The following is a 21,134-nucleotide window of genomic DNA, read 5'->3' on the forward strand; positions in this document are numbered from 1 at the left end:
AATCCCGATTGAGGGGCTGCCGGGGGGTTGGGAACATGACAGCCATGCTCGATGCCACCGGCGCCGCCCGTCCGTCCGGCCGCTCCGCGCCCCCCACCTGGCTGGTGGTGGCGCTCACCTGCGCCGGGCAGTTCCTCGTCGTGCTCGACGTGTCCGTCGTCAACGTGGCGCTGCCGTCGATGCGCGCCGGCCTCGGGCTGGACGAACAGGGGCTGCAGTGGGTGGTGAACGCCTACGCCGTCGCCTTCGCCGGGTTCATGCTGCTGGGCGGGCGGGCCGGTGACCTGTACGGGCGCAAGCGGATGTTCCTCGTCGGGCTCGGCCTGTTCACGCTGGCCTCGCTGGGCGGCGGGCTGGCCCGGGACGACTGGCACCTGTTGCTGGCGCGGGCCGTGCAGGGACTGGGCGCCGCCGTGCTCGCGCCCTCGACGCTGACCATCCTCACCGCCTCGGTGCCGCGGGGGGCCGCCCGGACCCGGGCCATCGGGACCTGGACCGCGGTGGGCGCCGGCGGCGGCGCGGCCGGCGGCCTGGTGGGCGGGGTGCTGGTGGACACGCTGTCGTGGCGGTGGGTGCTGCTGATCAACGTGCCCGTCGGGGCGGTGGTGCTGCTCGGCGCCGCCCGGTACCTGGCGGAGGGCCGGGCCGGGGACGGGCGCCGGCTCGACCTGCCCGGCGCGCTGCTGGTGACGGCCGGGCTGGCCACCCTCGCGTACGGCATCTCGCAGACCGAGGCCGCGGGGTGGACGGCCGCGGCCACCCTCGTGCCGTTGCTGGCCGGGCTGGTGCTGATCGGGCTGTTCCTCGTCGTCGAGGCCCGGACGAAGGCGCCCCTGATGCCGCTCGGGCTGTTCCGGCTCAGGGCGGTCTCCTCCGCGAACGCGGCGATGTTCCTGTCCGGCTCCGCGATGTTCTGCATGTGGTTCTTCATGACCCTCTACGCGCAGAACGTGCTGGGCTACTCGCCGCTGGAGGCCGGGCTCGCGCTGGTGCCGAGCTCCCTGGCCGTGGTGCTGGGATCCAAGCTCGCGCCCCGGTTCATGCGGGTGGCCGGACCGCGCGCCGTGGCGGTCCTGGGGACCCTGGTCGCGGTGGCCGGCTTCGGCTGGCAGTCGACGCTGGGCGTGGACGGGGCGTACCTGACGACGATCATGATCCCGGGCGTCCTGATGATGCTGGGTGCCGGGCTGGCGATGACCCCGCTCGCCGCGCTGGCCACGTCGGGGGCGGCGCCGCAGGAGGCCGGCCTGGTGTCCGGCCTGGTCAACACCTCGCGCACGATGGGCGGTTCGCTGGGCCTGGCCGTCATGTCGACGCTGGCGGCGGCACGGTCGGCGGGGAGCGGGACACCGGCGGCGCTGACGCAGGGGTACGCGCTGGCGTTCCGTGCGGCGGCGGTGGTGCTCGGGGCCGGGGCACTGCTGATGTGGGTGTGGCTGCCGCGCGGGGACGCCGTCCCGGCGGCGGACCGGGCGGACCAAACGGACCAGCCGGAGCGGGCGGACCAGCCGGACGGGGCGGAGCGGGCGGATCGTCGGACGGCGGGCCCGTGAGGACCGGGCCCTGCCCCACCGGCTCTCCGGCGACCCGGACCCGCACGCCGGCCCGGGGTTCGCCGGGCGGGCCGGGTTCGAGCGGCCCGCCCGCACGGGCCGTGCCCCTGCGGCACGACGCCCGGGGCGGCCGTCGGCACGCCGCCCGGCGGCGCCGCCGCCCGGGTCCGCCCGTGGGCCGCGCGCTCCGCCGCGGTCGTCCGTCCGGGGAACCCCCGAAGGTTCACGGACGGCCGCGGGAGGGCCGCGTCCGGGCGGCCGCCGGCGCCGCCGGGCGGGACGGCGCGACCGTGCCCGCCGGCACCGTCGTCCAGCACTCCTGAGCACTCCCGAGCGGCTGCCGCCGAGCCGGTACCGCGGGTGACGCGCAACGGCCCCGCGCGCCGTGCGACGCGCGGGGCCGGATGCCGCCCGGTGTCCGGTGCCGGCGTGCCGTCAGGCCGCCGTGCCGGACCGCCCGTTCTCCTGGGCCGGCTTGCGGTGACGGCCGCGCGGAGCCGTCTCGCCGTCCCGCGCGGAGGCGGGGCCGCGGTGCCGGCCGTGGCCGGCGGCGGCCTCCTGGACGTCGGCGGTCCGTGACTGGTGCGTGCTGGCGTCGCTCATCGAAGGAATTCACCCCGTAACATGATCTTTCCTACAGCCGGGCGAGTGTAACCGGCCCGCCTCGCCCCGGATCCAGGAGGCCACGCCGACCGGTGCTACTTCGTGACAGGCCGTGCCAGCGGGGCCTGTTGGAGTGGCACGGGACGCGGGGCGACCGGTTCGGGAACCTCCGGTTCCGGGGAGTTCCCGGGCGGCTCGGCCGCGGACCCGGGTCCCGGCGACGGCTCCGGCGCCGCCGGCACGCTCAGCCGCGCCAGCCCGCACGGCACCGCCGCCGTGGCGTACGGCAGGCACAGCGCCCCGTCCGGGGCGAACAGCCCGGTGCCCGCCAGCCACCCCTCGGGCGCCGGAAGGTGGTGCACCTGCCGCCCGGCCGGCCGCCACACCCCCACCCAGGTGCCGAACGGCCCGTCCACCCGCAGCGCCACCGCACAGCTCTCCGGCGTGAGCACCTGCCCCGGCTGGATCGCGAACGGCGTGACCGCGCAGTCGTTCACCCGCAGGCTCTCCGGGAAGCGCACCGGCAGCATGCTGCCCAGCACGCCCCAGCCCAGCCGGCCCTGCCCCGGCGAGGGCGCGTCCGAGCGGATCAGCAGCAGTCCGCTGTCGGGATCGGCGAGCAGCAGCCGGTCGTCGCTGCCGGCGGCGATCTGCAGCAGCGGCGACACCTCGCCGCCCCGCTCCAGGTCCACGACGACCGTCTTGACCGGCCCGCCGGTCTCCCGGTCCAGGGCGAGTATCCGCCCGGTGCGGTCCAGCCACACCCCGCCCGAGCAGCGGCCGGGGATCTCGGCCAGGTGCTCGGGCCCGAAGGAGCCGCCCGCCACCTGCCACACCGCCGTCGAACGCGGCCCCACGGCCAGGGCGTACGCCCGCTCGCCGTCGGGGGCGGGCGGCAGCAGCCGCAGCCGGGTGCCGTCGTCGGGGCACTCGACCGTGCCCAGCGGCAGCTCGCCGGTGCCGGGGCCGGCCGGGTAGAGCAGGCAGAAGGCGTGCCGCCCGGCCACCAGCCGGTGGACGAGGACCCGCCCGTCGCCCATCGGCTGCACCTCGGTGCCGGGCTCCTCGGGCTGGTTGCCGGGCAGCGGCACCGCGTAGGGCTCGGGGCCGCCCAGGGTCCAGCGCTCCGGGTACCAGGAGCCGCCGCTGCGGGCGAGGCGCGCGGCGTAGCCGCCGTCCACCGTGATCACAGACTCCGCCCGCGGGGAGCCACCGTCCTCGTCCGCTGCCGGGGGTTCGGTCGCACAGACCGTCATCGTTCGGTCACCTCCGGTGACGAACCTAGTTTTCATGCGCCCGGGCGGGGAGCCGGTGGCCGCGCGCTTCACACATAAGGGTGTTCCAGGAACGATTCGCCTGAGGGGGCGGAGGCGCGTGTGCTCGACGGGGCCGGGACCGTGCCCGGACGGCGACGGCGGTTCAGCGGCGCAGAACGGCCAGGTAGCCTTGCTCGCGTGCCCCGTCTGTCAGAAGTCATCGCCGCGTTGGAGAAGCTGTGGCCCGCCGAGCGGGCCGAGTCCTGGGACGCGGTCGGGACCGTCGTGGGCGACCCCGGCCAGGAGGTCTCCCGGGTCCTGTTCGCCGTCGACCCCGTGCAGGAGACCGCCGAGGAGGCGGTGCGGCTGGGCGCCGACCTGCTCGTCACCCACCATCCGCTCTACCTGCGGGGCACCACGACCGTCGCGGCGTCCACCTTCAAGGGCCGCGTGGTCCACACGCTCATCAAGAACGACGTCGCGCTGCACGTCGCCCACACCAACGCCGACACCGCCGACCCGGGCGTGTCCGACGCGCTGGCCGGCGCCCTGGACGTACGGGTCGTCGGCCCCCTCGTGCCGGACCCCACCGATCCGGAGGGCCGCCGGGGCCTGGGCCGCGTCTGCGAGCTGGACCACCCGCTGACCGTCCGCGAGTTCGCCGCCCGCGCCGCCGAGCGGCTGCCCGCCACCGCGCAGGGCGTCCGGGTCGCCGGCGACCCGGACGCGGTCCTGCGCACGGTCGCCGTCAGCGGCGGCTCCGGCGACAGCCTCTTCGACCACGTCCGGGCGGCCGGCGTCGACGCCTTCCTCACCGCGGACCTGCGCCACCACCCGGCCTCGGAGTTCATGGCGGCCGGCGCCCACGGTCCCCTCGCGCTGCTCGACGCGGCGCACTGGGCCACCGAGTGGCCCTGGTGCGAGCTGGCCGCGAGCCAGCTCGACGAGATCTCCGACCGCCACGGATGGGGCCTTCGCGTCCACGTCTCGAAGACGGTCACCGACCCCTGGACCGCCCATGCGGCGTCCACCACCGCCCTTCCCCCGGGCGCCTCGAGCGCCCCCTCCGACTCGACCGCAGGAGCCCCCAACTGAACGCCGCGCCCGCCGACCAGATCCGACTCCTCGACGTCCAGGCCCTCGACGTCCGCCTGCAGCAGCTGGCGCACAAGCGCAGGTCGCTGCCCGAGCACGCCGAGATCGAGTCGCTGACCAAGGACCTCACGCAGCTGCGCGACCTGCTGGTGGCCGCGCAGACCGAGGAGAGCGACTGCGCCCGCGAGCAGACCAAGGCCGAGCAGGACGTGGACCAGGTGCGCCAGCGCGCCGCCCGCGACCAGAAGCGCCTGGACTCCGGCGCCGTCGGCTCGCCCAAGGACCTGGAGAACCTCCAGCGCGAGATCGCCTCCCTCGCCAGGCGGCAGGGCGACCTGGAGGACATCGTCCTGGAGGTGATGGAGCGCCGCGAGTCCGCGCAGGAGCGCGTCGCCGAGCTCACCGAGCGGGTCGCCTCCGTCCAGGCGAAGATCGACGACGCGACCGGGCGCCGGGACGCCGCGTTCGAGGAGATCGACGGCGAGGTCGCCTCGGTGACCAAGGAGCGCGAGGTCGTCGCCGGCTCCGTCCCCGCCGACCTGCTCAAGCTGTACGACAAGCTGCGCGAGCAGCAGGGCGGCATCGGCGCGGCGAAGCTGTACGCGCGCACCTGCCAGGGCTGCCGCCAGGAGCTGGCGATCACCGAGCTGAGCGAGATCCGCAAGGCCGCGCCCGACACCGTCGTCCGCTGCGAGAACTGCCGCCGCATCCTGGTGCGCACGGCCGAGTCGGGGCTGTAGGAGCCGTCGGGGTGCGGGAGTTCATCGTCGAGGCGGACGGCGGGTCGCGGGGCAACCCCGGACCCGCCGGCTACGGGGCCGTGGTGAGCGACGCGGCGACGGGCGAGACGCTGGCGGAGGCGGCCGAGTACCTCGGCGTGGCCACCAACAACGTCGCCGAGTACCGGGGCCTGCTCGCCGGCCTGCGCGCAGCCCACGCGCTGGACCCGTCCGCCACGGTCCACGTCCGGATGGACTCCAAACTCGTCGTCGAGCAGATGTCGGGCCGCTGGAAGATCAAGCACCCCGGCATGAAGCCGCTCGCCGCGGAGGCGGCCCGCGTCTTCCCGCCCGGGCGGGTGACCTACGAGTGGATCCCGCGCGAGCGCAACAAGCACGCCGACCGGCTGGCGAACGAGGCGATGGACGCGGGCGGCCGGGGCGAGCGGTGGACGCCGCCGGGGCCGGCGGCGGACCCCGGCACGGCCGCGTCCGCCCCGTCCCGCGTTCCCGATCCCTCCGGACCGCCCGGCGACCCGGTCGCGGGCGCGGCCCGCGCCCGGGCGGCGCTGACGGGGGCGCGGAGCGCGGTGGGCACGCCCTCCGGTACATCCGTCGGTACGTCCGCCGGTACGTCCACCGGTACGTCCACCGGTACGGACGGTGCCGCGCCCGGCCCCTCGGGTCCGGCGTCCGGCGGGGGCCGAGGCACGGCTGGCGAGGGCCGGGGCACGTCCGACGGGGGCCGGAGGACGTCCGGCGAGGACCGGGGCACGGTCGGCGAGGGCCGGGGCACGTCCGACGGGGGCCGGGGCACGGTCGGCGAGGGCCGGAGCACGTCCGGCGGGGACCGGAGGGCGACGGGCGGGGCGGCCGCGGCGGACGACGTACGGGCCGCCGGGAACCTGGCCACCACCCCCGCCCCCGTCCCCGTCCCCGCCACGACGACCACCCCGTCCGCCGGCTGGGCTCCCGCGGACCTGGGCCCGCCCGCGACCTTCGTCCTGCTCCGGCACGGCGAGACCCCGCTGACCCCCCAGAAGCGGTTCTCCGGCAGCGGCGGCAGCGATCCGGCCCTGTCCGGCGCGGGCCGGGAGCAGGCCGAGCGGGTCGCCGCCGCACTGGCCCGGCGGGGCACGGTCCAGGCGATCGTGTCGTCGCCGCTGGCCCGCGCCCGCGAGACCGCCGGCATCGTCGCCGCCCGCCTCGGACTCGACGTGAGCGTCGACGACGGGCTGCGCGAGACCGACTTCGGCGCCTGGGAGGGACTCACCTTCGGCGAGGTGCGCGAGCGCCACCCGGAGGACCTGGACGCCTGGCTCGCCTCCCCGGAGGCGGCCCCCACCGGCGGCGGCGAGAGCTTCGCCGCGACCGCGACCCGCGTCGCCGCCACCCGCGACAAGCTGATCGCGGCGTACGCGGGCCGCACGGTCCTGCTCGTCACGCACGTCACCCCGATCAAGACGCTCGTGCGTCTGGCGCTGGGCGCCCCGCCCGAGTCCCTGTTCCGCATGGAACTGTCGGCGGCGTCCCTGTCGGTGGTGGCGTACTACGCGGACGGCAACGCCAGCGTCCGGCTCCTCAACGACACCTCGCACCTGCGCTGAGCTGCGCCGCCTGACGGGCCAGCCGCTCGATCCGCGCCCAGTCGCGGGCCGCCACCGCCTCCGGCGGCAGCATCCAGCTCCCGCCCACACAGCCGACGTTGGGCAGGGCCAGGTAGTCGGGCGCGCAGGCCGGCCCGATCCCGCCGGTCGGGCAGAAGCGGGCCTGGGGGAGCGGCCCGGCGAGCGAGGCCAGGTACGCCGTGCCGCCGGCCGCCTGCGCCGGGAAGAACTTCATCTCCCGCACCCCGCGCTCCAGCAGCGCCACCACCTCCGAGGCGGTGGACACCCCCGGCAGGAACGGCACCCCCGAGGCCCGCATCGCCTCCAGCAGGGTGTCCGTCCAGCCCGGGCTGACCAGGAAGCGGGCTCCCGCGGCCACCGCGTCGGTGACCTGCGAAGGCGTCAGGACCGTCCCGGCCCCGACCACCGCCCCCGGCACCCCGCCGGCGACGGCCCGGATCGCCTCCAGCGCGGCGGGCGTGCGCAGCGTCACCTCGATCGCGGGCAGCCCTCCGGCGACCAGGGCCCGCGCGAGCGGTACGGCGTCGCCGGCGTCCTGGACGACGACGACGGGCACGACGGGCGCGAGGTCCAGCACGGACGAGGGCGGCGGAGAGGTCATGCCCGCATCCTGCCCCCGCATCCGCATCATGCGCAAAGGTCATTGCGCATGATGCAACGTGCGGCGAGGTGTCAGTGCACCTCCGTCACCAGCACGTCCAGCGCCCACGCCTGCCCGGCCCTCCCGGGCGCCCGGACCTCCACCTCGTACCCGAGGTCCCGCAGCGCCCCGGCCAGCTCGGCGGGGTCCTCCGGCGCCACCCCGGCGGTGAGCAGAGCGCGCACCATCCGCCCCTTGGTGGCCTTGTTGAAGTGGCTGACCACCTTGCGGGTCGGGGCGTGCAGCACCCGCACGGTCGCGGTGCGCCCGGCGACCTCGCCCTTCGGTTTCCAGGCCGCCGCGTACGCCGCCGACCGCAGGTCCAGGACCAGCCCGTCACCGGCCGCCTCGGGCAGCACGGACGCCATCGGCGCACGCCAGTACGTGCCCAGCGGCCCGAGCCCGGGCAGCCTCACCCCCATCGAGCAGCGGTAGGACGGGATCCGGTCGGTCACCCGGACCGCCCCCCACAGCCCGGAGAACACCAGCAGCGAACGGGCGGCTCGCTCCCGCGCGGCCGCGTCGAGGGAGGCCAGGCCGAGCGCGTCGTACAGCACACCGGTGTAGATCTCCCCGGCGGGCCGCGCCCCGGCGGTGCGCAGCCCGGCGTTCTTCGCGACCTCGCCGCGCAGTCCCTCGCTCAGCCCGAGCACCTCGCGCGCCTTGTCCTCGTCGCCGGCGCACAGCTCGACCAGCTCGTCGAGAACGGCCGCGCGGGCCGCCGCCAGCCCCGGCAGCGACAGCGACTCCGGCTCCAGCGGGGCGCCACGGCCGGAAGCGGCCTTGCCTTCGGACGGCGGCAGCAGGACAAGCACACGTACTCCTTCGGTCGGACTCCGGACAGGGTACGGCTCCCTAGGAGGCCGGGTTCCGCTCCCGGGCCAGCGCGCGGACCAGGCCGTCGGCGTCGTCGGCGTGCAGGCGCAGCACGCGCACCTCCCGGCGGCGGCCGAGGAGGGTGACGTGGGTGACGGGCTCGGCGAGCGTGAGCGTGACGGAGGTCTGCGAGCCCACGGCCAGGTCCAGCTCGCCCTCCGCGCGCTCGTGCGTGGTCCGCAGCTCGCGGCGGACGGAGGCGATCCGCTCCAGCGGGACGCGCAGGTCGACACGGGCGGCCAGGCGGACCCGCAGCGAGTCGGGGCCGAGCACGTGGGGGCGGACCGCGGACGCCGCGTGCAGGGCGACCACGAGGACCACGGTGTACACGTCCAGGACGAGGACCACCGTGTGCACGGCCGGCCGGTCGCGCAGCAGCACCGACATCGCCAGCGTCTCGATCACGCACACGAACGCGATCCCGGCCGTCATGGCGCCCTGTCCCCGCGCGTACCCGAAGGCCCGCCCGCCCCCGGTGCCGTGCGTGCGCCGCGCCGCCCACAGCGCGAGGCTCACCAGCAGCCGCAGTTCGTGCCGGACGAGGGCGCGGGCGACGCTCATCGCGGGTCCTGCGTGAGCTTCGCGAGCGTGCGGCGGATCGCCTCGGCCTGGGCCGGGGCGAAGTCGGCGTAGAAGGCGCGCAGGAAGCCGTCGTCGGCGTCGAGACCGGTCTCGGGGAGCAGACCGCGCGGGATCAGCGCCGCCAGGACGCGGGCCGCCTCCTCCACGCGCGGGTCGTCCGTCCCCGCCTCCGCGAGGGCGTCGAGCAGCGCGTACGCCTCGTGCGTCCGCGCCACCGCCTCCGGATCGGCGAAGACCTCGGTGAGCACGGCCGCCATCCGCTCCCGCGCCTGCTTCGGGGCCGCGGTGTCCAGCAGCGCGAGGATCTCGCGGTCCTTGGCGGCCGTGGGGGATCCGGCCGGGGCCGCCGCGCCGGCGAACAACGCGGCCAGTTCCGGGGAGACCGGCCCCTCGGCGGGCAGCCCGCCCTCCGTCTCCAGCAGCGTCCGCAGCCGCGCCCGCCGCTCGCGGAGGGCCTCCTCCTGCCGCGCGAGGTCCTCGTCCAGCTCGGTGAGCACCTCCACCAGGTCCTTCCCCGCGTCGTCCGCGAGCACGTCCCGCACCTCGGCCAGCCCCAGTCCCAGCTCGGTGAGCCGCCGGATCCGGGCGAGCACGACGGCGTGCCGGAGCGTGTAGTGCCGGTAGCCGTTGGCCCGCCGCTCCGGCTCCGGCAGCAGGCCGAGGTGGTGGTAGTGCCGCACGGCCCGCGTGGTGACGCCGACGGCCGCGGCGAGTTCTCCGATCCGCATGGGACCAGTGAAGACGTTGACGTCGCGGCAGGGTCAAGCGGCGGCCCCGCCGCCTGACGGCGGTGTGCGCCGTGTGCCACGATCGAGGGAACGGTTCCCGATCTCCCGGGCAGGTGAGCAGCCGATGTCCCAGTCTGGCGAGCGACCGAAGGAGGGGCGTGACATGACTGCCGTGGCCCATGAGCCGCTCACGCAGGAAGAGGTCCTGCTGGAGGGCTTCCTCGCCCTGGACACCCCGGAGGGCTTCCGGGCCGAGCTGATCGAGGGGGAGATCGTCGTGACGCCGCCGCCGGACGGGGAGCACGAGAAGTACATCAGCCGGATCGTCCGGCAAGTGATCAAGAAGGCCCGGACCGATATGGACGTCTCCGGCAACAAGGGCCTGACGCTGAGGAGCGGGGGAGCCTGTCCCAGGGACCACGTGATCCCGGACGCCACTTTCGCGCCCCTCGAGCGTGACCTCTTCGGCGATGCGGGTTCCTGGATGCCCTGCGACGGCGTCGCCATGGTCCTGGAAGTGACCTCCACCAAGCCCCGGGCCGACCGCGAGGCCAAGCGCCGCTGCTACGCCCGAGGCGGCATCCCCCTCCACCTCCTCGTCGACCGGGAGACCGCGTCGGTCACCCTGTTCGGTGAGCCGGAGAAGGACGACTACCGCCAGCTCACCACCCTCCCCTTCGGCAAGCCCCTCACCCTCCCCGCCCCCTTCGCCTTCGACCTGGACACCGCCGACTTCCTCTGATCCCCTGTCCCCCGGGGGTGTGAGGTGAAGACAAGGGAGGACGCCCGTTGGACGCGGGCGCGGCTCGGGCGTGGCGGTCCCCCGCTCGACCTGCTCACCGCCCGCTTCGACCGGCACGTCTACGCCCCGCACGCACACGAGGAGTTCACCGTCGGCGTGACGGTCGGCGGGCTGGAGGTCATCGAGTACCGCGGTGGCCGCATTCAGTCCGGACCCGGCTCCATCGTCGTCCTGGAACCCGGGGAGACGCACACCGGCGGCCCCGCCGCGTCCGGCGGCTACGCCTACCGCGCCCTGTACGCCGCGCCCGCCCTGCTCGCCGACGGCACCCTCGGCGGCCTGCCGCACTTCCGCGAGCCCGTCATCGACGACCCCGAGCTGGCCGCCGCCTTCCGCCTCGCCCACACCGACCTCAGCGCCCGCCCGGACCCGCTGGAGGCCGAGTCCCGGCTGCCCTGGCTGCTCACCGCGCTCGCCCGCCGCCACTCCACGGCCCGCGCCGCCGACGACACCGTGCCCGGCGCCGACCGCCTCGCCCGGACCGTCCGCGACCGCCTCGCCGACGAGCTGCTCGCCCCGCCCTCCCTCGCCTCCCTCGCCACCGACCTCGGCCTGTCCCGCTACCAGCTGCTGCGCGCCTTCCGCACGGCGACGGGGATGCCGCCGTACACCTGGCTCGCCCAGTACCGGGTGGCCCGGGCCCGCGGCCTGCTGGAGGACGGACTGCGCCCCGCCGAGGTCGCCCCCCTCGTCGGCTTCGCCGACCAGGCGCACCTGACCCGCTGGTTCCGCCGGGTGCTGGGGGTGACCCCGGCGGCGTACCGCAACAGCGTTCAAGACGGCGCGCGCTGAGCAGGCCGAGACTCGGCGCATGACTGCACGCGGCTGGTTCCTGTTCTCCCTGATGGGAGTGGTCTGGGGCATCCCCTATCTGATGATCAAGGTGGCGGTGGACGCGGTGTCCCCGTCCACGGTGGTGTTCACGCGCTGCGCGCTCGGCGCCGCGCTCCTGCTGCCCTTCGCGCTGCGGCAGGGCGGCCTGACCCGGACGGCCCGGGCCCACTGGCGGCCCCTGCTGGCCTTCGCGTGCATCGAGATCATCGCCCCGTGGTGGACGCTGACCGACGCCGAACGCCACCTGTCCAGCTCCACGGCCGGCCTGCTGATCGCGGGCGTGCCGATCGTCGGCGTGGCCCTGGCCCGCTTCTTCGGCGACACCGAACGGCTCGGCGTACGGCGCGTCACCGGCCTCGCGCTGGGCCTGGCCGGCGTCGGCGTCCTCACCGTCCCCCACCTGACCGGCGGCGACGCCCGCTCGCTGGCCGAGGTGCTGGTGACGGTGGTGGGCTACGCGACGGCCCCGCTGATCGCCGCCCGCCACCTCAAGGACGTCCCCTCCCTGCAGCTCACGGCGCTCTGCCTGACCCTGGCGGCGCTGGTCTACGCGCCCGCTGCGGCCCTCACCCGGCCGGCCGCCGTGCCCTCCGCCGAGGTCCTGGCCGCCCTCGCGGGACTGGGCGTCGTCTGCACGGCGGTCGCCTTCGTCGCCTTCCTGGAACTGATCAGGGAGGCCGGACCGACCCGCGCGACGGTCATCACGTACGTCAACCCGGCGGTCGCGGTGGCGGCCGGCGCGCTCTTCCTGGACGAGCCCCTGACGGCCGGGATCCTCGCTGCCTTCGCCCTGATCCTCGCCGGTTCGGTGCTGGCGACGGCCGCGGCACCGGGGCGGCGCCCGCGCCGGGAACCCGACGCGCCGGACCCCGACGGGGGCGACCGCGCCGAGGCCGCGCGCACGCCGGCCCCCTGACCGGCCCGGCGCCGGAACCGGGCCGGTCAGGGGGCCGGCGGACCGGGGCCGCGCTCCGGGCCGGTACCATGGTCGGCACGGCAGACGAGCCGGGCGGACGGCCGCGTGGAGCCCCCTGACGGGGAGCTCCCCGAGGAACGTCCGGGCTCCACAGGGCAGGGTGGTGGCCAACAGCCACCCGGGGTGACCCGCGGGACAGTGCCACAGAAAACAGACCGCCCGGCGCTTCGGCGCCGGGTAAGGGTGAAACGGTGGTGTAAGAGACCACCAGTGCCCAGGGTGACCTGGGCAGCTAGGTAAACCCCACCCGGAGCAAGGTCAAGAGGAAGCACCCCGGTGCTTCTGCGCGGACGTTCGAGGGCTGCCCGCCCGAGTCCGCGGGTAGACCGCACGAGGCCGGCGGCAACGCCGGTCCTAGATGGATGGCCGTCGCCCGGGGCTCCGCGAGGAACCCCGGGAACAGAACCCGGCGTACAGCCCGACTCGTCTGCCGCCGACCCGTGGTCAGAGCTGCGAATCCACTGAACGCAGCAGTTCGAGCAGGGCCTGTGCGGGCAGCGACTGGTCGCCGGTCCGGTCTGAAGCGCATGAGGTCGTTGCGGAAGTTGCGGCATTCCCCGAGTGCCGCCAAGAAGTACTGCCGGGCGATACCCCATCCCAGGGCGGCCCAGTTCTCGGGAACCTTCAGCAGGCACCCGTACGCCCCAGAGCTGAGGTTCGCGGCGGAGCGCACGCGGGAGGCGCGGTGGCGAGGGACGACGGCGCGGATGTAGTCGAATGGAATACACCGGTCGACCACGCGGCGCAGCCGCTGCTCGATCTCCTCCATCAGGACGGAAGGGCCGCACCCGCGTGCCGAACTGAACCGTCAGATCGGCAGCGGTGATCAGACCGCACACCTTGCGGTCGTGATCACGTCCCGGACGGTTACACCGGCCCGCTCCGCCGGGTCCACCGCAAGGACGAGATGCGCACCGTCCACGCCGAGTTCACGCGTCGCCTGCGCGAGACCGGCTGAGAACGCGGTGACACACGACCCCCGCGGAGGCGACACGCGAGAACCCCGCCGCCCGGGAGGAACCGGCAGGGCTCTCGTGTACGTACCAGCGTCAGACGTCCCGCTCCGACGAGGCCGGCCCGACGAACCCCGCCCAGGCCTCACGCGACACCGTGACGACCGGCCCGGCGACGGCCTTGGAGTCCCGGACGTGCACAGCGGCCGTCCCGGCCGCGACCTCTACACAATCGCCGCCCTCGGCTCCGCTGTAGCTGCTCTTGAACCGGGCGAGGCCGGATGCGGCGGCGGTCGAGGACCCAGCGTTGTTCATAGCGATCCCAGCAACCTTTCGATGAGCGCCGTCGACTCTCGTGGACTGAGAGCCTGTGATCGGATGATCCCATAGCGTGCGGCGGCGAGAGTCGTCCGTTCCGGGTCGGTCCGAAGAGCGCTGGTTCCTTGCGCCTCGGCGTGGACGAACTTCTTGCCGTCCTTGCGCGTGACGATCGTGAACGGTCCGTCCACGCCCACGCTCTCTTCGCAGTCGAGCGGCATGACCTGGATCTCGACGTGCCGCTTCTGGCCGATCAGGAGGAGGTGTTCCAACTGCCCACGCAGCACGTCCTTTCCGCCGTACGGGCGCCGCAACACCGACTCGTCCATCACGAAACTCAGCAGCGCCGCGGGCCGCCGGTCGAAGATTTCCTGCCGGACCAGCCGCGCAGCTACCCGCTGCTCGATGGTCTCCTCGTCCAGAACCGGGCGCCGCATCCCCAGCAGTGCCCTCATGTACTCCTCGGCCTGGAGCAGCCCCTTGACCACGAGCGTGTCGTAGGCAAGGAGCTCAACGGCTTCCTTCTCCAGCGCAGCCATTCCCTGAAAGAACACCGGGTACTGAGCCCGCTCCACCTCCTCCTTCCACAGGCACAGCAACCCACCCGCCCCCAGGCTCATAACGGCCCCGCCGCCCGGAACGGCTTCCGTCCCGTGTGCTCAGCCATCCACCACCACCTCCTCCCCGGCCCAACGCCACGTCCGGACCCGCCTCCTGACCGGCACGGTGCCGCCTTTGCTCATCGCAAGCCGTCAACGAGACTCTCGAACTTCATCCTCTCGGGTGAGTTTGTTTCGATCCGTTCTCCCGGCCCGTCCGTCCGTGCTTCCGTAGCCGAGCGGTCGGGCGGCTCCGGTCTCGGGCCGAGGTCGAGGAGCGTCGCTCGTCCTGCCGTACAGAACGGAGCATTCGGATGACCGACCTCATGGCGGTGTTTCAGCACATGACCCCGGTGCTGGCTGTGGGGGCTGCGTCGCTGGGCGCCGCCATCGTGGCCGCCGCCCGCGACAGAGTCGCCGAGAGCGTCGTCACCCGTGGCCACGTCCTCCTGGACCAGGCCCTGCGGTACCGCCGGGAAAGCGAGGAAGGCGACGACGCGCCGACGGGCGAGGAGAACGCGGACGCCCTCGCCCAACCGTCGGACGACGAGAGCGAGCTGGTGGAAGCGGCAGGGCGGTCGGCCGACGTCGTGCTGGCCGTCGGTGACGGTTCGGTGGCCCTCGACAAGCTCATCGTGCACGGCGGAACGGTCACCATCGGCGGGGCCGGGACGGCTGGGCAGGCACCCTCGTGACGGGAACCGCCGAAGACCCCGGTACCGGTCGCCGGAGCCGGTTCACCACGGCTCTCGGACCGGGCGCCGCTGCCGTCGGGACCTTCATCGTGGTCATCGGGGAGGCGGTGGCGAAGGCCTTCGGTGAACTGACGTCGAAGGCCGTCGGGCCCATGGCCGGGCGGATATGGAGCTGGTCCCTCTTCCTCCTGGTCCTCGCTCTGACCTCCGTCGCGATCATCCGCAGCCCTGGCGGGCCGGGAGGCGAGTCCATCGGGATCCTCCTGGTGTGCGGCCTGGCGGTCCTCGCCTCCAGCTGGCGGGCCATCGGCGTCGGACGGCTGGAACCCCGGGCGCCTCTGGGGAGGCGCGCGGCCGTGTCCGCGCTCTCCCTCACGCTCTCCATCTCGGGGCTGGTGTGGAGCGAGGAACTGCGCAATCACGGGGATGTCGACGTCACCGGCCTCACGTCCATCTCGCCGGCCACCTCTCTGCACAACGGCGCGACCGCTGCCGTGGGCGTCGACCGTGTTCCGGCCCGCGCACGTTTGCGCATGGCGTTCACGGTCAGCGACACCGTTCCGGCGGCGCAATCGTGTACGCCTGACACCCGTTTGGACGTGGGACTCGCGGGCGCGACCCCGCAGCGCGCACACAGGGATGTCCGCTCCGGTTCCACCGTCGAGATCTCCCTCGGTGGGCAGCGCCCACGCATCCGACTGCGGGTCATACTCCACACCGCCCCCGGCTGCCGTATGAACGTTTCGATCGCCGAGGCCGTCCTCCATGACTGACGACGAGAGGGGCCGGAGCACACCGGTGAAGCGCTGGAAGACGCGGCGTACGGCACTGACGGCGGCATGCCTGTCGCTGACTCTGGTCGCCTTCGGCTGCGCCAAGGACGAGGCGGCGCCCGAGTTCATGGGCAGGACGCGCATCAGCCCCGCCATGCACAACGACATGCCGGGCCTCTCGTACAAGACCCGTTACCCCCATTCCGGGTTCGAGGTGCAGCTGCTGCAGCGCATCAAGGAGTGGCTGAAGGTGCCGATGACCGGAACATCCGACGTGAGGTCCCAGGACCGCGTCCAACTCCTGACCGACGGCACGGCGGACATGGTGTTGTCGGCCTTCTCCATCACCACGGACCGGATGAAGAAGATCGACTTCGTCGGGCCTTACGTCACGACCCGGCAGGGATTCCTCGTGGGAGGGAAGGGAGCGCGCATCGTGACGCGGGACGACCTGCGCGGTACCACGGTCTGCACGTGGGAGGGAACCACGTCCGTCGAGGCGCTCAAGGAGCTTCACCTCGGCATCGACCCCCTCGTCCTGCAGGACGTCGCCGGCTGCGTCGAGGAACTCCGGGCGGGCCGGGTCGACGCGGTCACCACGGACCAGATGATCCTTTACGGGTTCGCGGATCTCTATGACCAGGAGGGCCTGCGTGTGGTTCCGGATCTGGTCGTCGGGGCTCCGCAGCACTACGGCATCGGCCTGCCCAAAGGGCACCGCGAGGATTGCGAGCGGTTGCGCGAATATGTGAAGAGTTACGTGGGCAGTAGCGAATGGGTCGACGACATCCGTTCCTCGTTGCCCAAGCTCGTCGTGGCCGAGCCGGAGTGGACCAACAGCTACAGGCCCAGTGACGCAGCCATCGACGGACGGTCATGCCGGGACAGGCCAAGCCCCTGACCGACGCACTGTCCGCGCTCGACCTGGAGCCGCCCGCCCGCCGCGCTCGCCGTCGCCCGCGTGACCGTCGGGTACGACACAGCCGATCCCTGAACTTGGGGCGACATCTGCTGGCTCATCCCCTCACGCACGCGCTGCTGTTCATGGGTGTCACTCCTGCGGAAGACCAGGGAGGCTGGCTTCCGTCTCAGCTCTTCCTCATTCCAGCCGGAGGTGCGCGAGGAGCGCCGACCGTGCGTCATGGCGCCCCCAGCGACCGCTCCGCCACCCCCGCCAGATGCCGCGCGAACACCCCGCGGGCGTCCGGGGTCAGCGTGCGCAGGGCGACCAGGGCCGTGATGACCACGTCGCACAGTTCCGACCGGACGTCGTCCCAGGTGTGGGTGACGCCCTTGCGCGGGTTCTGGCCGGTCGCCCCGATCACCGCCTCGGAGACCTCGCCGACCTCCTCCGACAGCTTCAGCATCCGCAGCAGGACGCCCTGCTCGCCGTCGATCGGCTGGTGGGTCTCCAGCCAGGTCCACAGGGCGTCGACGGTGTCCCAGAGGGCGGTGGGGGCCGGTGCGGGCGTCGTGTGATCGTTCATGGGGGCAGAGCCTGCCACGGGGGTCCGACAACGGGGTCCGGCAACGGGCCCCGCGGCACCCCTGCGGTCCCCACGCCCCGGACTACTCCTCGAACAGGGGTTCCTGTTCGCCCTCCGCCAGCCGGCGCAGGTGCCGGGTGCGCGCGCCCACGACCAGGACCGTGCCCGCCGCCGTCGCCGCCAGCGCTGCCGGCACCATCCAGCCGCGGTCCAGGACGTGGCCGAGCGCGTGGTCCAGGGAGAGGCGGCCGGGGCCGCTGACCGCGAGGCCGGCGGCGGCCAGGCCCAGGGACGCGGCGTACTCGTAGCCGCCCTCCTGGTTGAAGAACCCGTTCGGCGTGTGCACCGCGGCGGCGCCCGCCATCGCGCCGGCCGCCGCCGCGCCCGCCGCCGGGGTCGCCAGGCCCAGCGCGAGCAGCGTGCCGCCGCCCGCCTCCGCGAGGCCCGCCGCCGTCGCGCTGGCCCGGCCCGGCCGGTAGCCGACGGACTCCATGAACTGCCCGGTGCCCGCGATCCCGCCTCCGCCGAACCAGCCGAACAGCTTCTGCGCGCCGTGCGCCGCCAGGACGCCGCCCGTGCCCAGACGGAGCAGCAACAGGCCCAGATCGCGTCGGTCGTAGCTCGTCACGTCGTCTCCCGGAACAGGCAGCAGAACAGGCAGCGGAACAGACAGCAGGGGCATCCCCCGGGCTCCTCATCGCCCTCCCACCGTCGCACCGCCGGCGGGGGCGGGCCCGGCCGGGCCGCCGTCCGGGTGACGCGGGCAGGCGGCGCGAGAAGGTGACGTCGGGACGGGGCGGCGCACGCCGGTCGGTGCGGCGCCGGCCGGCGCGGTCGCGAGAGGGCCGGGCGTTCCTCGCGTCCGGCGGGACCGCGGTGGACGAAGGCGCCGGTCGGGACCTCGCCGAGCGGGGCCGCGGGCGGGCCGAAACCGGCCTCCGCGTCAGGGCCTTGCCTTCGCGTGGGCTCCAACTCCTAGCGTTCCGGGCATGCAGACCACACGAGTACTGGGACGCAGCGGGATCGAGGTCAGCGCCCTCGGATTCGGCTGCTGGGCGATCGGCGGCGAGTGGCGGTCCACCGACGGGCAGCCGCTGGGCTGGGGCCGGGTGGACGACGAGGAGTCCGTGCGGGCCGTCCGGCGCGCCCTCGACCTGGGCGTCACCTTCTTCGACACCGCCGACACCTACGGCGCCGGGCACAGCGAGCGCGTGCTGGGCCGGGCCCTGGGCAGGCGCCGGGCGGACGTCGTCGTCGCCACCAAGTGGGGCAACGTCTTCGACGAGCGGACCCGCACCCTGACCGGCGGCGACGACTCCGTGGCGTACGTCCGCCGCGCGCTGACCGCCTCCCTGCGCCGCCTCGGCACCGATTACGTCGACCTGTACCAGTTCCACCTCGCCGACGCCGACCCCGAGCGCGCCGCCCCGCTGCGCGACGTGTGCGAGGAGTTGGTGCGGGAAGGGCTGATCCGGGCCTACGCCTGGAGCACCGACGACCCCGCCCGCGCCGCCGTGTTCGCGAAGGGGCCGCACTGTGCCGCCGTGCAGTACTCCGCCAACGTCCTGCAGGACGCGCCCGGGATGTTCAGGCTGTGCGAGGAGACGGGCCTGGCCGGTGTGGTGCGCAGTCCGCTCGCCATGGGGCTGCTGACCGGCGGGCAGGTGCCCGGCCGGGTACCGGGGGCCGGGGACATCCGCAGCCGGCCGCCCGCCTGGCTGAAGGGCTTCGTCGACGGGGCGGGCGCCGATCCGGAGTGGTTCGCCCGGGTCGAGGCGCTGCGCGAGGTCCTCACCGCCGGGGGCCGTACGCTCGCCCAGGGCGCCCTGGCCTGGCTGTGGGCGCGCGGCCCGGGCACCGTGCCCATCCCGGGCTTCCGGTCGGTCGCCCAGGCCGAGGAGAACGCGGGGGCGCTGGAGAAGGGACCGCTCACCGCCGGGCAGATGGCCGAGGTGGAGCGGATCCTCGGACGCTGAGCACGCGCCGGCCGGAACGGCGTGTGCGGCAGCCGTTCCACGCACCGGTGCGTACCCCGCGGAACTCGCGCGGGGTCCACCCCCACCCGGTGCCGTGGAACGACTGCCGCCTCCCCCCTGGATGTGGTCGGCGGAATCCTCCTGCTCCACATGTGGAGCTTTGGTGGAGACGAGTTGAGCATAGGTTCCCGACCGGCCGCAATAGTGCGGACGTTGAAATTCCGTTTGTGTAGGTTGAGGAGTTGACGACCGGCGGGCGCCCTCGGCTGCGCCCCGCGCACGGCATCGTCCCCGCCCTTGCGGGCGCGAACTGCGCGTTCGTCTCCGGCGGTGGCTCCGCCCCGTGCCGCGCCGTGCGCGCCGCGCCGGCGACGTCCATGACCGGTTCCGGGGTGACCTCCCCGTTTGTCCGCAGCATCCACCCGCGCGGCATCCACCCGCGCGGCATCCGCCCGCGCGGCATCCGTCCGCGCGGCGTCCGTCCGCGCGGCGTCCACGGGCCCGCGGCGTTCACGGGCCCGCGGCGGCCGGCAGGTCCACCAGGTCCGCCGTGAACGCGGCCGCGATCCGGCCGGTCGCCGGGATCCCCCACCGCACGCCGTCCGCCGTCATCCGCGCCCCGCCCCACTGTTGCGGCTTCAAGCATTCTGTACGACCTGAGAGCATGGGTGGCGCATCCGTCGAAAGGGAGGGACACATGCCCGAGGGTGGGGCATCCACACCGCACGCGCCGCAGACGGCCGGACCGCGGGACGCACCGCCCGCGGGCGCGGCGCACCGCCGGACCGGCCTGCTCGTCACCTTCCTCCTCGGCGGCCTGACCGCCACACCCCCGCTGGCGATGGACATGTACCTCCCGGCCCTGCCGGAGGTCACCCGCTCCCTACACGCGCCCGCCGCGACCGTCCAGCTCACCCTCACCGCCTGCCTGGCCGGCATGGCGCTGGGGCAGCTGGTGGTCGGCCCGATGAGCGACAGGTGGGGGCGCCGCCGCCCGCTGCTGGCCGGTCTCGCCGTCTACGTCGTCGCCACCGCGCTGTGCGCGCTCGCGCCCACGGTCGAACTCCTGGTCGCCTTCCGGCTGGCACAGGGCCTCGCCGGCGCGGCCGGGATCGTCATCGCCCGGGCGGTCGTCCGCGACCTGTACGACGGCGTGGCGATGGCCCGCTTCTTCTCCACGCTCATGCTGATCTCCGGGGTCGCCCCGATCGTGGCGCCGCTCGTCGGCGGGCAGGTCCTGCGCGTGACGGACTGGCGGGGCGTGTTCGTGGTGCTGGCGGTCCTCGGGGCGCTGCTGGCCGGGACGGTGTGGGCGAGGCTGCCCGAGACGCTGCCGGCCGCCGGCCGCCACGAGGGGGGCGTCGGCGAGGCCCTGCGCTCGATGCGCGGCCTGCTGGCCGACCGGGCCTTCTCCGGCTACCTGCTCGCGGGCGGCTTCGCCTTCGCGGCGCTGTTCGCCTACATCTCGGCGTCCCCGTTCGTGATCCAGGAGATCCACGGGGCCTCCCCGCAGACGTTCAGCCTGCTGTTCGGCCTCAACTCGGTCGGCCTGGTCGTCGTGGGCCAGATCAACGGCAAGGTGCTGGTCGGCCGGGTCCGGCTGGACCGCGTCCTGGCCGTCGGCCTCACGGTCGTCATCGGCGCCGCCACCGCGCTGCTGCTGATGTCCCTGGGGGTCTTCGGCGAGGTGGGGCTCGCCCCGGTCGCCGCCGCGCTGTTCGTGCTGATGTCCGCGATGGGCATCACCCTGCCCAACACCCAGGCGCTCGCCCTGATGCGCGTCAAGCACGCCGCCGGGTCCGCGTCCGCCCTGCTCGGCACCTCCTCCTTCCTGATCGCCGCGGTCGCCTCCCCGCTCGTCGGCGTCGCCGGGGAGGACACCGCCCTCCCGATGGCCGTCGTCCAGCTGGCCGCCGCGCTGACGGCGCTGGCCTGCTTCGCGGGACTGTGCCGGCCCTGGACCGGAGCGGCGGCGGACGAGGCGGGCGGGGGCGCCCGCCGCCCGGGCGGGGCCGGGAGCGCGGGGGAGGACACCTGAGCA

At 74.5% G+C, this 21,134-nt stretch carries 22 protein-coding genes, 1 other RNA gene and 2 pseudogenes; 13 read left to right on the top strand and 12 right to left on the bottom strand.

Annotated features, from left to right (window positions below; all coding sequences use genetic code 11):
* The first annotated feature begins 44 nt into the window (after nucleotides 1-44).
* Entirely contained in the window at nucleotides 45-1,553 is a 1,509-nt protein-coding gene (locus AB0L29_RS17305; protein WP_365827931.1) for a DHA2 family efflux MFS transporter permease subunit, read from the top strand.
* A gap of 435 nt (nucleotides 1,554-1,988) precedes the next feature.
* Here the strand turns inward: AB0L29_RS17305 and AB0L29_RS17310 are convergent, their stop codons facing one another.
* Both AB0L29_RS17310 and AB0L29_RS17315 read right to left on the bottom strand, forming a co-directional pair.
* A complete protein-coding gene (locus AB0L29_RS17310) occupies nucleotides 1,989-2,156 on the bottom strand; it encodes a hypothetical protein (protein WP_365827933.1) in 168 nt (55 codons plus the stop codon).
* A gap of 95 nt (nucleotides 2,157-2,251) precedes the next feature.
* Entirely contained in the window at nucleotides 2,252-3,412 is a 1,161-nt protein-coding gene (locus tag AB0L29_RS17315; protein ID WP_365827935.1) for a hypothetical protein, read from the bottom strand.
* Between the two features lie 198 nt (nucleotides 3,413-3,610).
* Here AB0L29_RS17315 and AB0L29_RS17320 point away from each other — a divergent pair, with 198 nt between their 5' ends.
* From AB0L29_RS17320 to AB0L29_RS17330, 3 genes are read left to right on the top strand one after another with little or no spacing between them, the layout of a single operon-like run.
* A complete protein-coding gene (locus tag AB0L29_RS17320) occupies nucleotides 3,611-4,507 on the top strand; it encodes a Nif3-like dinuclear metal center hexameric protein (protein ID WP_365827937.1) in 897 nt (298 codons plus the stop codon).
* Nucleotides 4,504-5,247, top strand: a complete 744-nt coding sequence (locus AB0L29_RS17325) for a C4-type zinc ribbon domain-containing protein (RefSeq protein WP_365828082.1) — start codon at nucleotides 4,504-4,506, stop codon at nucleotides 5,245-5,247. The genes AB0L29_RS17320 and AB0L29_RS17325 overlap by 4 nt, the downstream gene beginning before the upstream one ends.
* 11 nt (nucleotides 5,248-5,258) lie before the next feature.
* On the top strand, nucleotides 5,259-6,833 hold the full coding sequence (locus tag AB0L29_RS17330; protein ID WP_365827939.1) for a bifunctional RNase H/acid phosphatase: 1,575 nt from the start codon (nucleotides 5,259-5,261) through the stop codon (nucleotides 6,831-6,833).
* Here the strand turns inward: AB0L29_RS17330 and eda are convergent.
* From eda to AB0L29_RS17350, 4 genes are all read right to left on the bottom strand, one after another.
* Nucleotides 6,808-7,455, bottom strand: a complete 648-nt coding sequence (eda, locus tag AB0L29_RS17335) for a bifunctional 4-hydroxy-2-oxoglutarate aldolase/2-dehydro-3-deoxy-phosphogluconate aldolase (RefSeq protein ID WP_365827941.1) — start codon at nucleotides 7,453-7,455, stop codon at nucleotides 6,808-6,810. The two genes, AB0L29_RS17330 and eda, sit on opposite strands and share 26 nt — an antisense overlap.
* Nucleotides 7,456-7,526: 71 nt before the next feature.
* Nucleotides 7,527-8,309 (bottom strand): peroxide stress protein YaaA, encoded by a 783-nt coding sequence (yaaA, locus tag AB0L29_RS17340; protein WP_365827943.1) that lies wholly within the window; start codon nucleotides 8,307-8,309, stop codon nucleotides 7,527-7,529.
* A gap of 40 nt (nucleotides 8,310-8,349) precedes the next feature.
* Nucleotides 8,350-8,931: a hypothetical protein gene (locus AB0L29_RS17345; RefSeq protein WP_365827945.1), complete on the bottom strand. Its 582-nt coding sequence runs from the start codon at nucleotides 8,929-8,931 to the stop codon at nucleotides 8,350-8,352.
* Nucleotides 8,928-9,680 (bottom strand): MerR family transcriptional regulator, encoded by a 753-nt coding sequence (locus tag AB0L29_RS17350; RefSeq protein WP_365827947.1) that lies wholly within the window; start codon nucleotides 9,678-9,680, stop codon nucleotides 8,928-8,930. The genes AB0L29_RS17345 and AB0L29_RS17350 overlap by 4 nt, the downstream gene beginning before the upstream one ends.
* Before the next feature lie 163 nt (nucleotides 9,681-9,843).
* Here AB0L29_RS17350 and AB0L29_RS17355 point away from each other — a divergent pair, with 163 nt between their 5' ends.
* The 4 genes from AB0L29_RS17355 to rnpB all read left to right on the top strand — a co-directional run bounded on the left by AB0L29_RS17355 (nucleotide 9,844) and on the right by rnpB (nucleotide 12,722).
* Nucleotides 9,844-10,422 carry a Uma2 family endonuclease gene (locus tag AB0L29_RS17355; RefSeq protein WP_365827949.1) on the top strand — a complete coding sequence of 193 codons (579 nt, stop codon included), beginning with the start codon at nucleotides 9,844-9,846 and terminating at the stop codon, nucleotides 10,420-10,422.
* Between the two features lie 24 nt (nucleotides 10,423-10,446).
* Nucleotides 10,447-11,274 (top strand): AraC family transcriptional regulator, encoded by an 828-nt coding sequence (locus tag AB0L29_RS17360; protein ID WP_365827951.1) that lies wholly within the window; start codon nucleotides 10,447-10,449, stop codon nucleotides 11,272-11,274.
* A gap of 19 nt (nucleotides 11,275-11,293) precedes the next feature.
* On the top strand, nucleotides 11,294-12,232 hold the full coding sequence (locus AB0L29_RS17365; RefSeq protein ID WP_365827953.1) for a DMT family transporter: 939 nt from the start codon (nucleotides 11,294-11,296) through the stop codon (nucleotides 12,230-12,232).
* A gap of 85 nt (nucleotides 12,233-12,317) precedes the next feature.
* Nucleotides 12,318-12,722, top strand: an RNA gene (gene rnpB / locus AB0L29_RS17370) — RNase P RNA component class A.
* Between the two features lie 619 nt (nucleotides 12,723-13,341).
* Here rnpB and AB0L29_RS17375 read toward each other — a convergent pair.
* Together AB0L29_RS17375 and AB0L29_RS17380 are read right to left on the bottom strand one after the other, a co-directional pair.
* Nucleotides 13,342-13,560 (bottom strand): DUF397 domain-containing protein, encoded by a 219-nt coding sequence (locus AB0L29_RS17375; RefSeq protein ID WP_365827955.1) that lies wholly within the window; start codon nucleotides 13,558-13,560, stop codon nucleotides 13,342-13,344.
* Nucleotides 13,557-14,177: pseudogene (locus AB0L29_RS17380) on the bottom strand (DUF5753 domain-containing protein); the annotation flags it as partial. The pseudogene AB0L29_RS17380 and the gene AB0L29_RS17375, both read right to left, overlap by 4 nt.
* 299 nt (nucleotides 14,178-14,476) lie before the next feature.
* Here AB0L29_RS17380 and AB0L29_RS17385 point away from each other — a divergent pair.
* The 3 genes from AB0L29_RS17385 to AB0L29_RS17395 all read left to right on the top strand — a co-directional run bounded on the left by AB0L29_RS17385 (nucleotide 14,477) and on the right by AB0L29_RS17395 (nucleotide 16,531).
* Nucleotides 14,477-14,857 carry a hypothetical protein gene (locus AB0L29_RS17385; RefSeq protein WP_365827957.1) on the top strand — a complete coding sequence of 127 codons (381 nt, stop codon included), beginning with the start codon at nucleotides 14,477-14,479 and terminating at the stop codon, nucleotides 14,855-14,857.
* An 89-nt stretch (nucleotides 14,858-14,946) separates the two neighbouring features.
* Nucleotides 14,947-15,630 carry a hypothetical protein gene (locus AB0L29_RS17390; RefSeq protein ID WP_365827959.1) on the top strand — a complete coding sequence of 228 codons (684 nt, stop codon included), beginning with the start codon at nucleotides 14,947-14,949 and terminating at the stop codon, nucleotides 15,628-15,630.
* Nucleotides 15,623-16,531, top strand: a complete 909-nt coding sequence (locus AB0L29_RS17395) for a transporter substrate-binding domain-containing protein (RefSeq protein WP_365827961.1) — start codon at nucleotides 15,623-15,625, stop codon at nucleotides 16,529-16,531. Before AB0L29_RS17390 ends, AB0L29_RS17395 begins: the two co-directional genes overlap by 8 nt.
* A gap of 238 nt (nucleotides 16,532-16,769) precedes the next feature.
* On the opposite strand, the gene AB0L29_RS17400 is transcribed toward AB0L29_RS17395, so the two are convergent.
* Nucleotides 16,770-17,117, bottom strand: a complete 348-nt coding sequence (locus AB0L29_RS17400; RefSeq protein ID WP_365827963.1) for a MazG-like family protein — start codon at nucleotides 17,115-17,117, stop codon at nucleotides 16,770-16,772.
* A gap of 82 nt (nucleotides 17,118-17,199) precedes the next feature.
* Entirely contained in the window at nucleotides 17,200-17,745 is a 546-nt protein-coding gene (locus AB0L29_RS17405; RefSeq protein ID WP_365827965.1) for a DoxX family membrane protein, read from the bottom strand.
* A 361-nt stretch (nucleotides 17,746-18,106) separates the two neighbouring features.
* Here AB0L29_RS17405 and AB0L29_RS17410 point away from each other — a divergent pair, with 361 nt between their 5' ends.
* Nucleotides 18,107-19,093, top strand: a complete 987-nt coding sequence (locus AB0L29_RS17410) for an aldo/keto reductase (protein WP_365827967.1) — start codon at nucleotides 18,107-18,109, stop codon at nucleotides 19,091-19,093.
* 304 nt (nucleotides 19,094-19,397) lie between these two features.
* Here AB0L29_RS17410 and AB0L29_RS17415 read toward each other — a convergent pair.
* Both AB0L29_RS17415 and AB0L29_RS17420 read right to left on the bottom strand, forming a co-directional pair.
* Nucleotides 19,398-19,511, bottom strand: a pseudogene (locus tag AB0L29_RS17415) (3-oxoacyl-ACP reductase); the annotation flags it as partial.
* 92 nt (nucleotides 19,512-19,603) lie between these two features.
* Complete coding sequence (locus AB0L29_RS17420) at nucleotides 19,604-19,735, bottom strand: hypothetical protein (protein ID WP_365828092.1); 132 nt, start codon at nucleotides 19,733-19,735, stop codon at nucleotides 19,604-19,606.
* A gap of 55 nt (nucleotides 19,736-19,790) precedes the next feature.
* Here AB0L29_RS17420 and AB0L29_RS17425 point away from each other — a divergent pair, with 55 nt between their 5' ends.
* A complete protein-coding gene (locus AB0L29_RS17425) occupies nucleotides 19,791-21,131 on the top strand; it encodes a multidrug effflux MFS transporter (protein WP_365827969.1) in 1,341 nt (446 codons plus the stop codon).
* Nucleotides 21,132-21,134 lie beyond the last annotated feature (3 nt).

Source organism: Streptomyces sp. NPDC052701 (assembly GCF_040678355.1).
Taxonomy (GTDB): domain Bacteria; phylum Actinomycetota; class Actinomycetes; order Streptomycetales; family Streptomycetaceae; genus Streptomyces.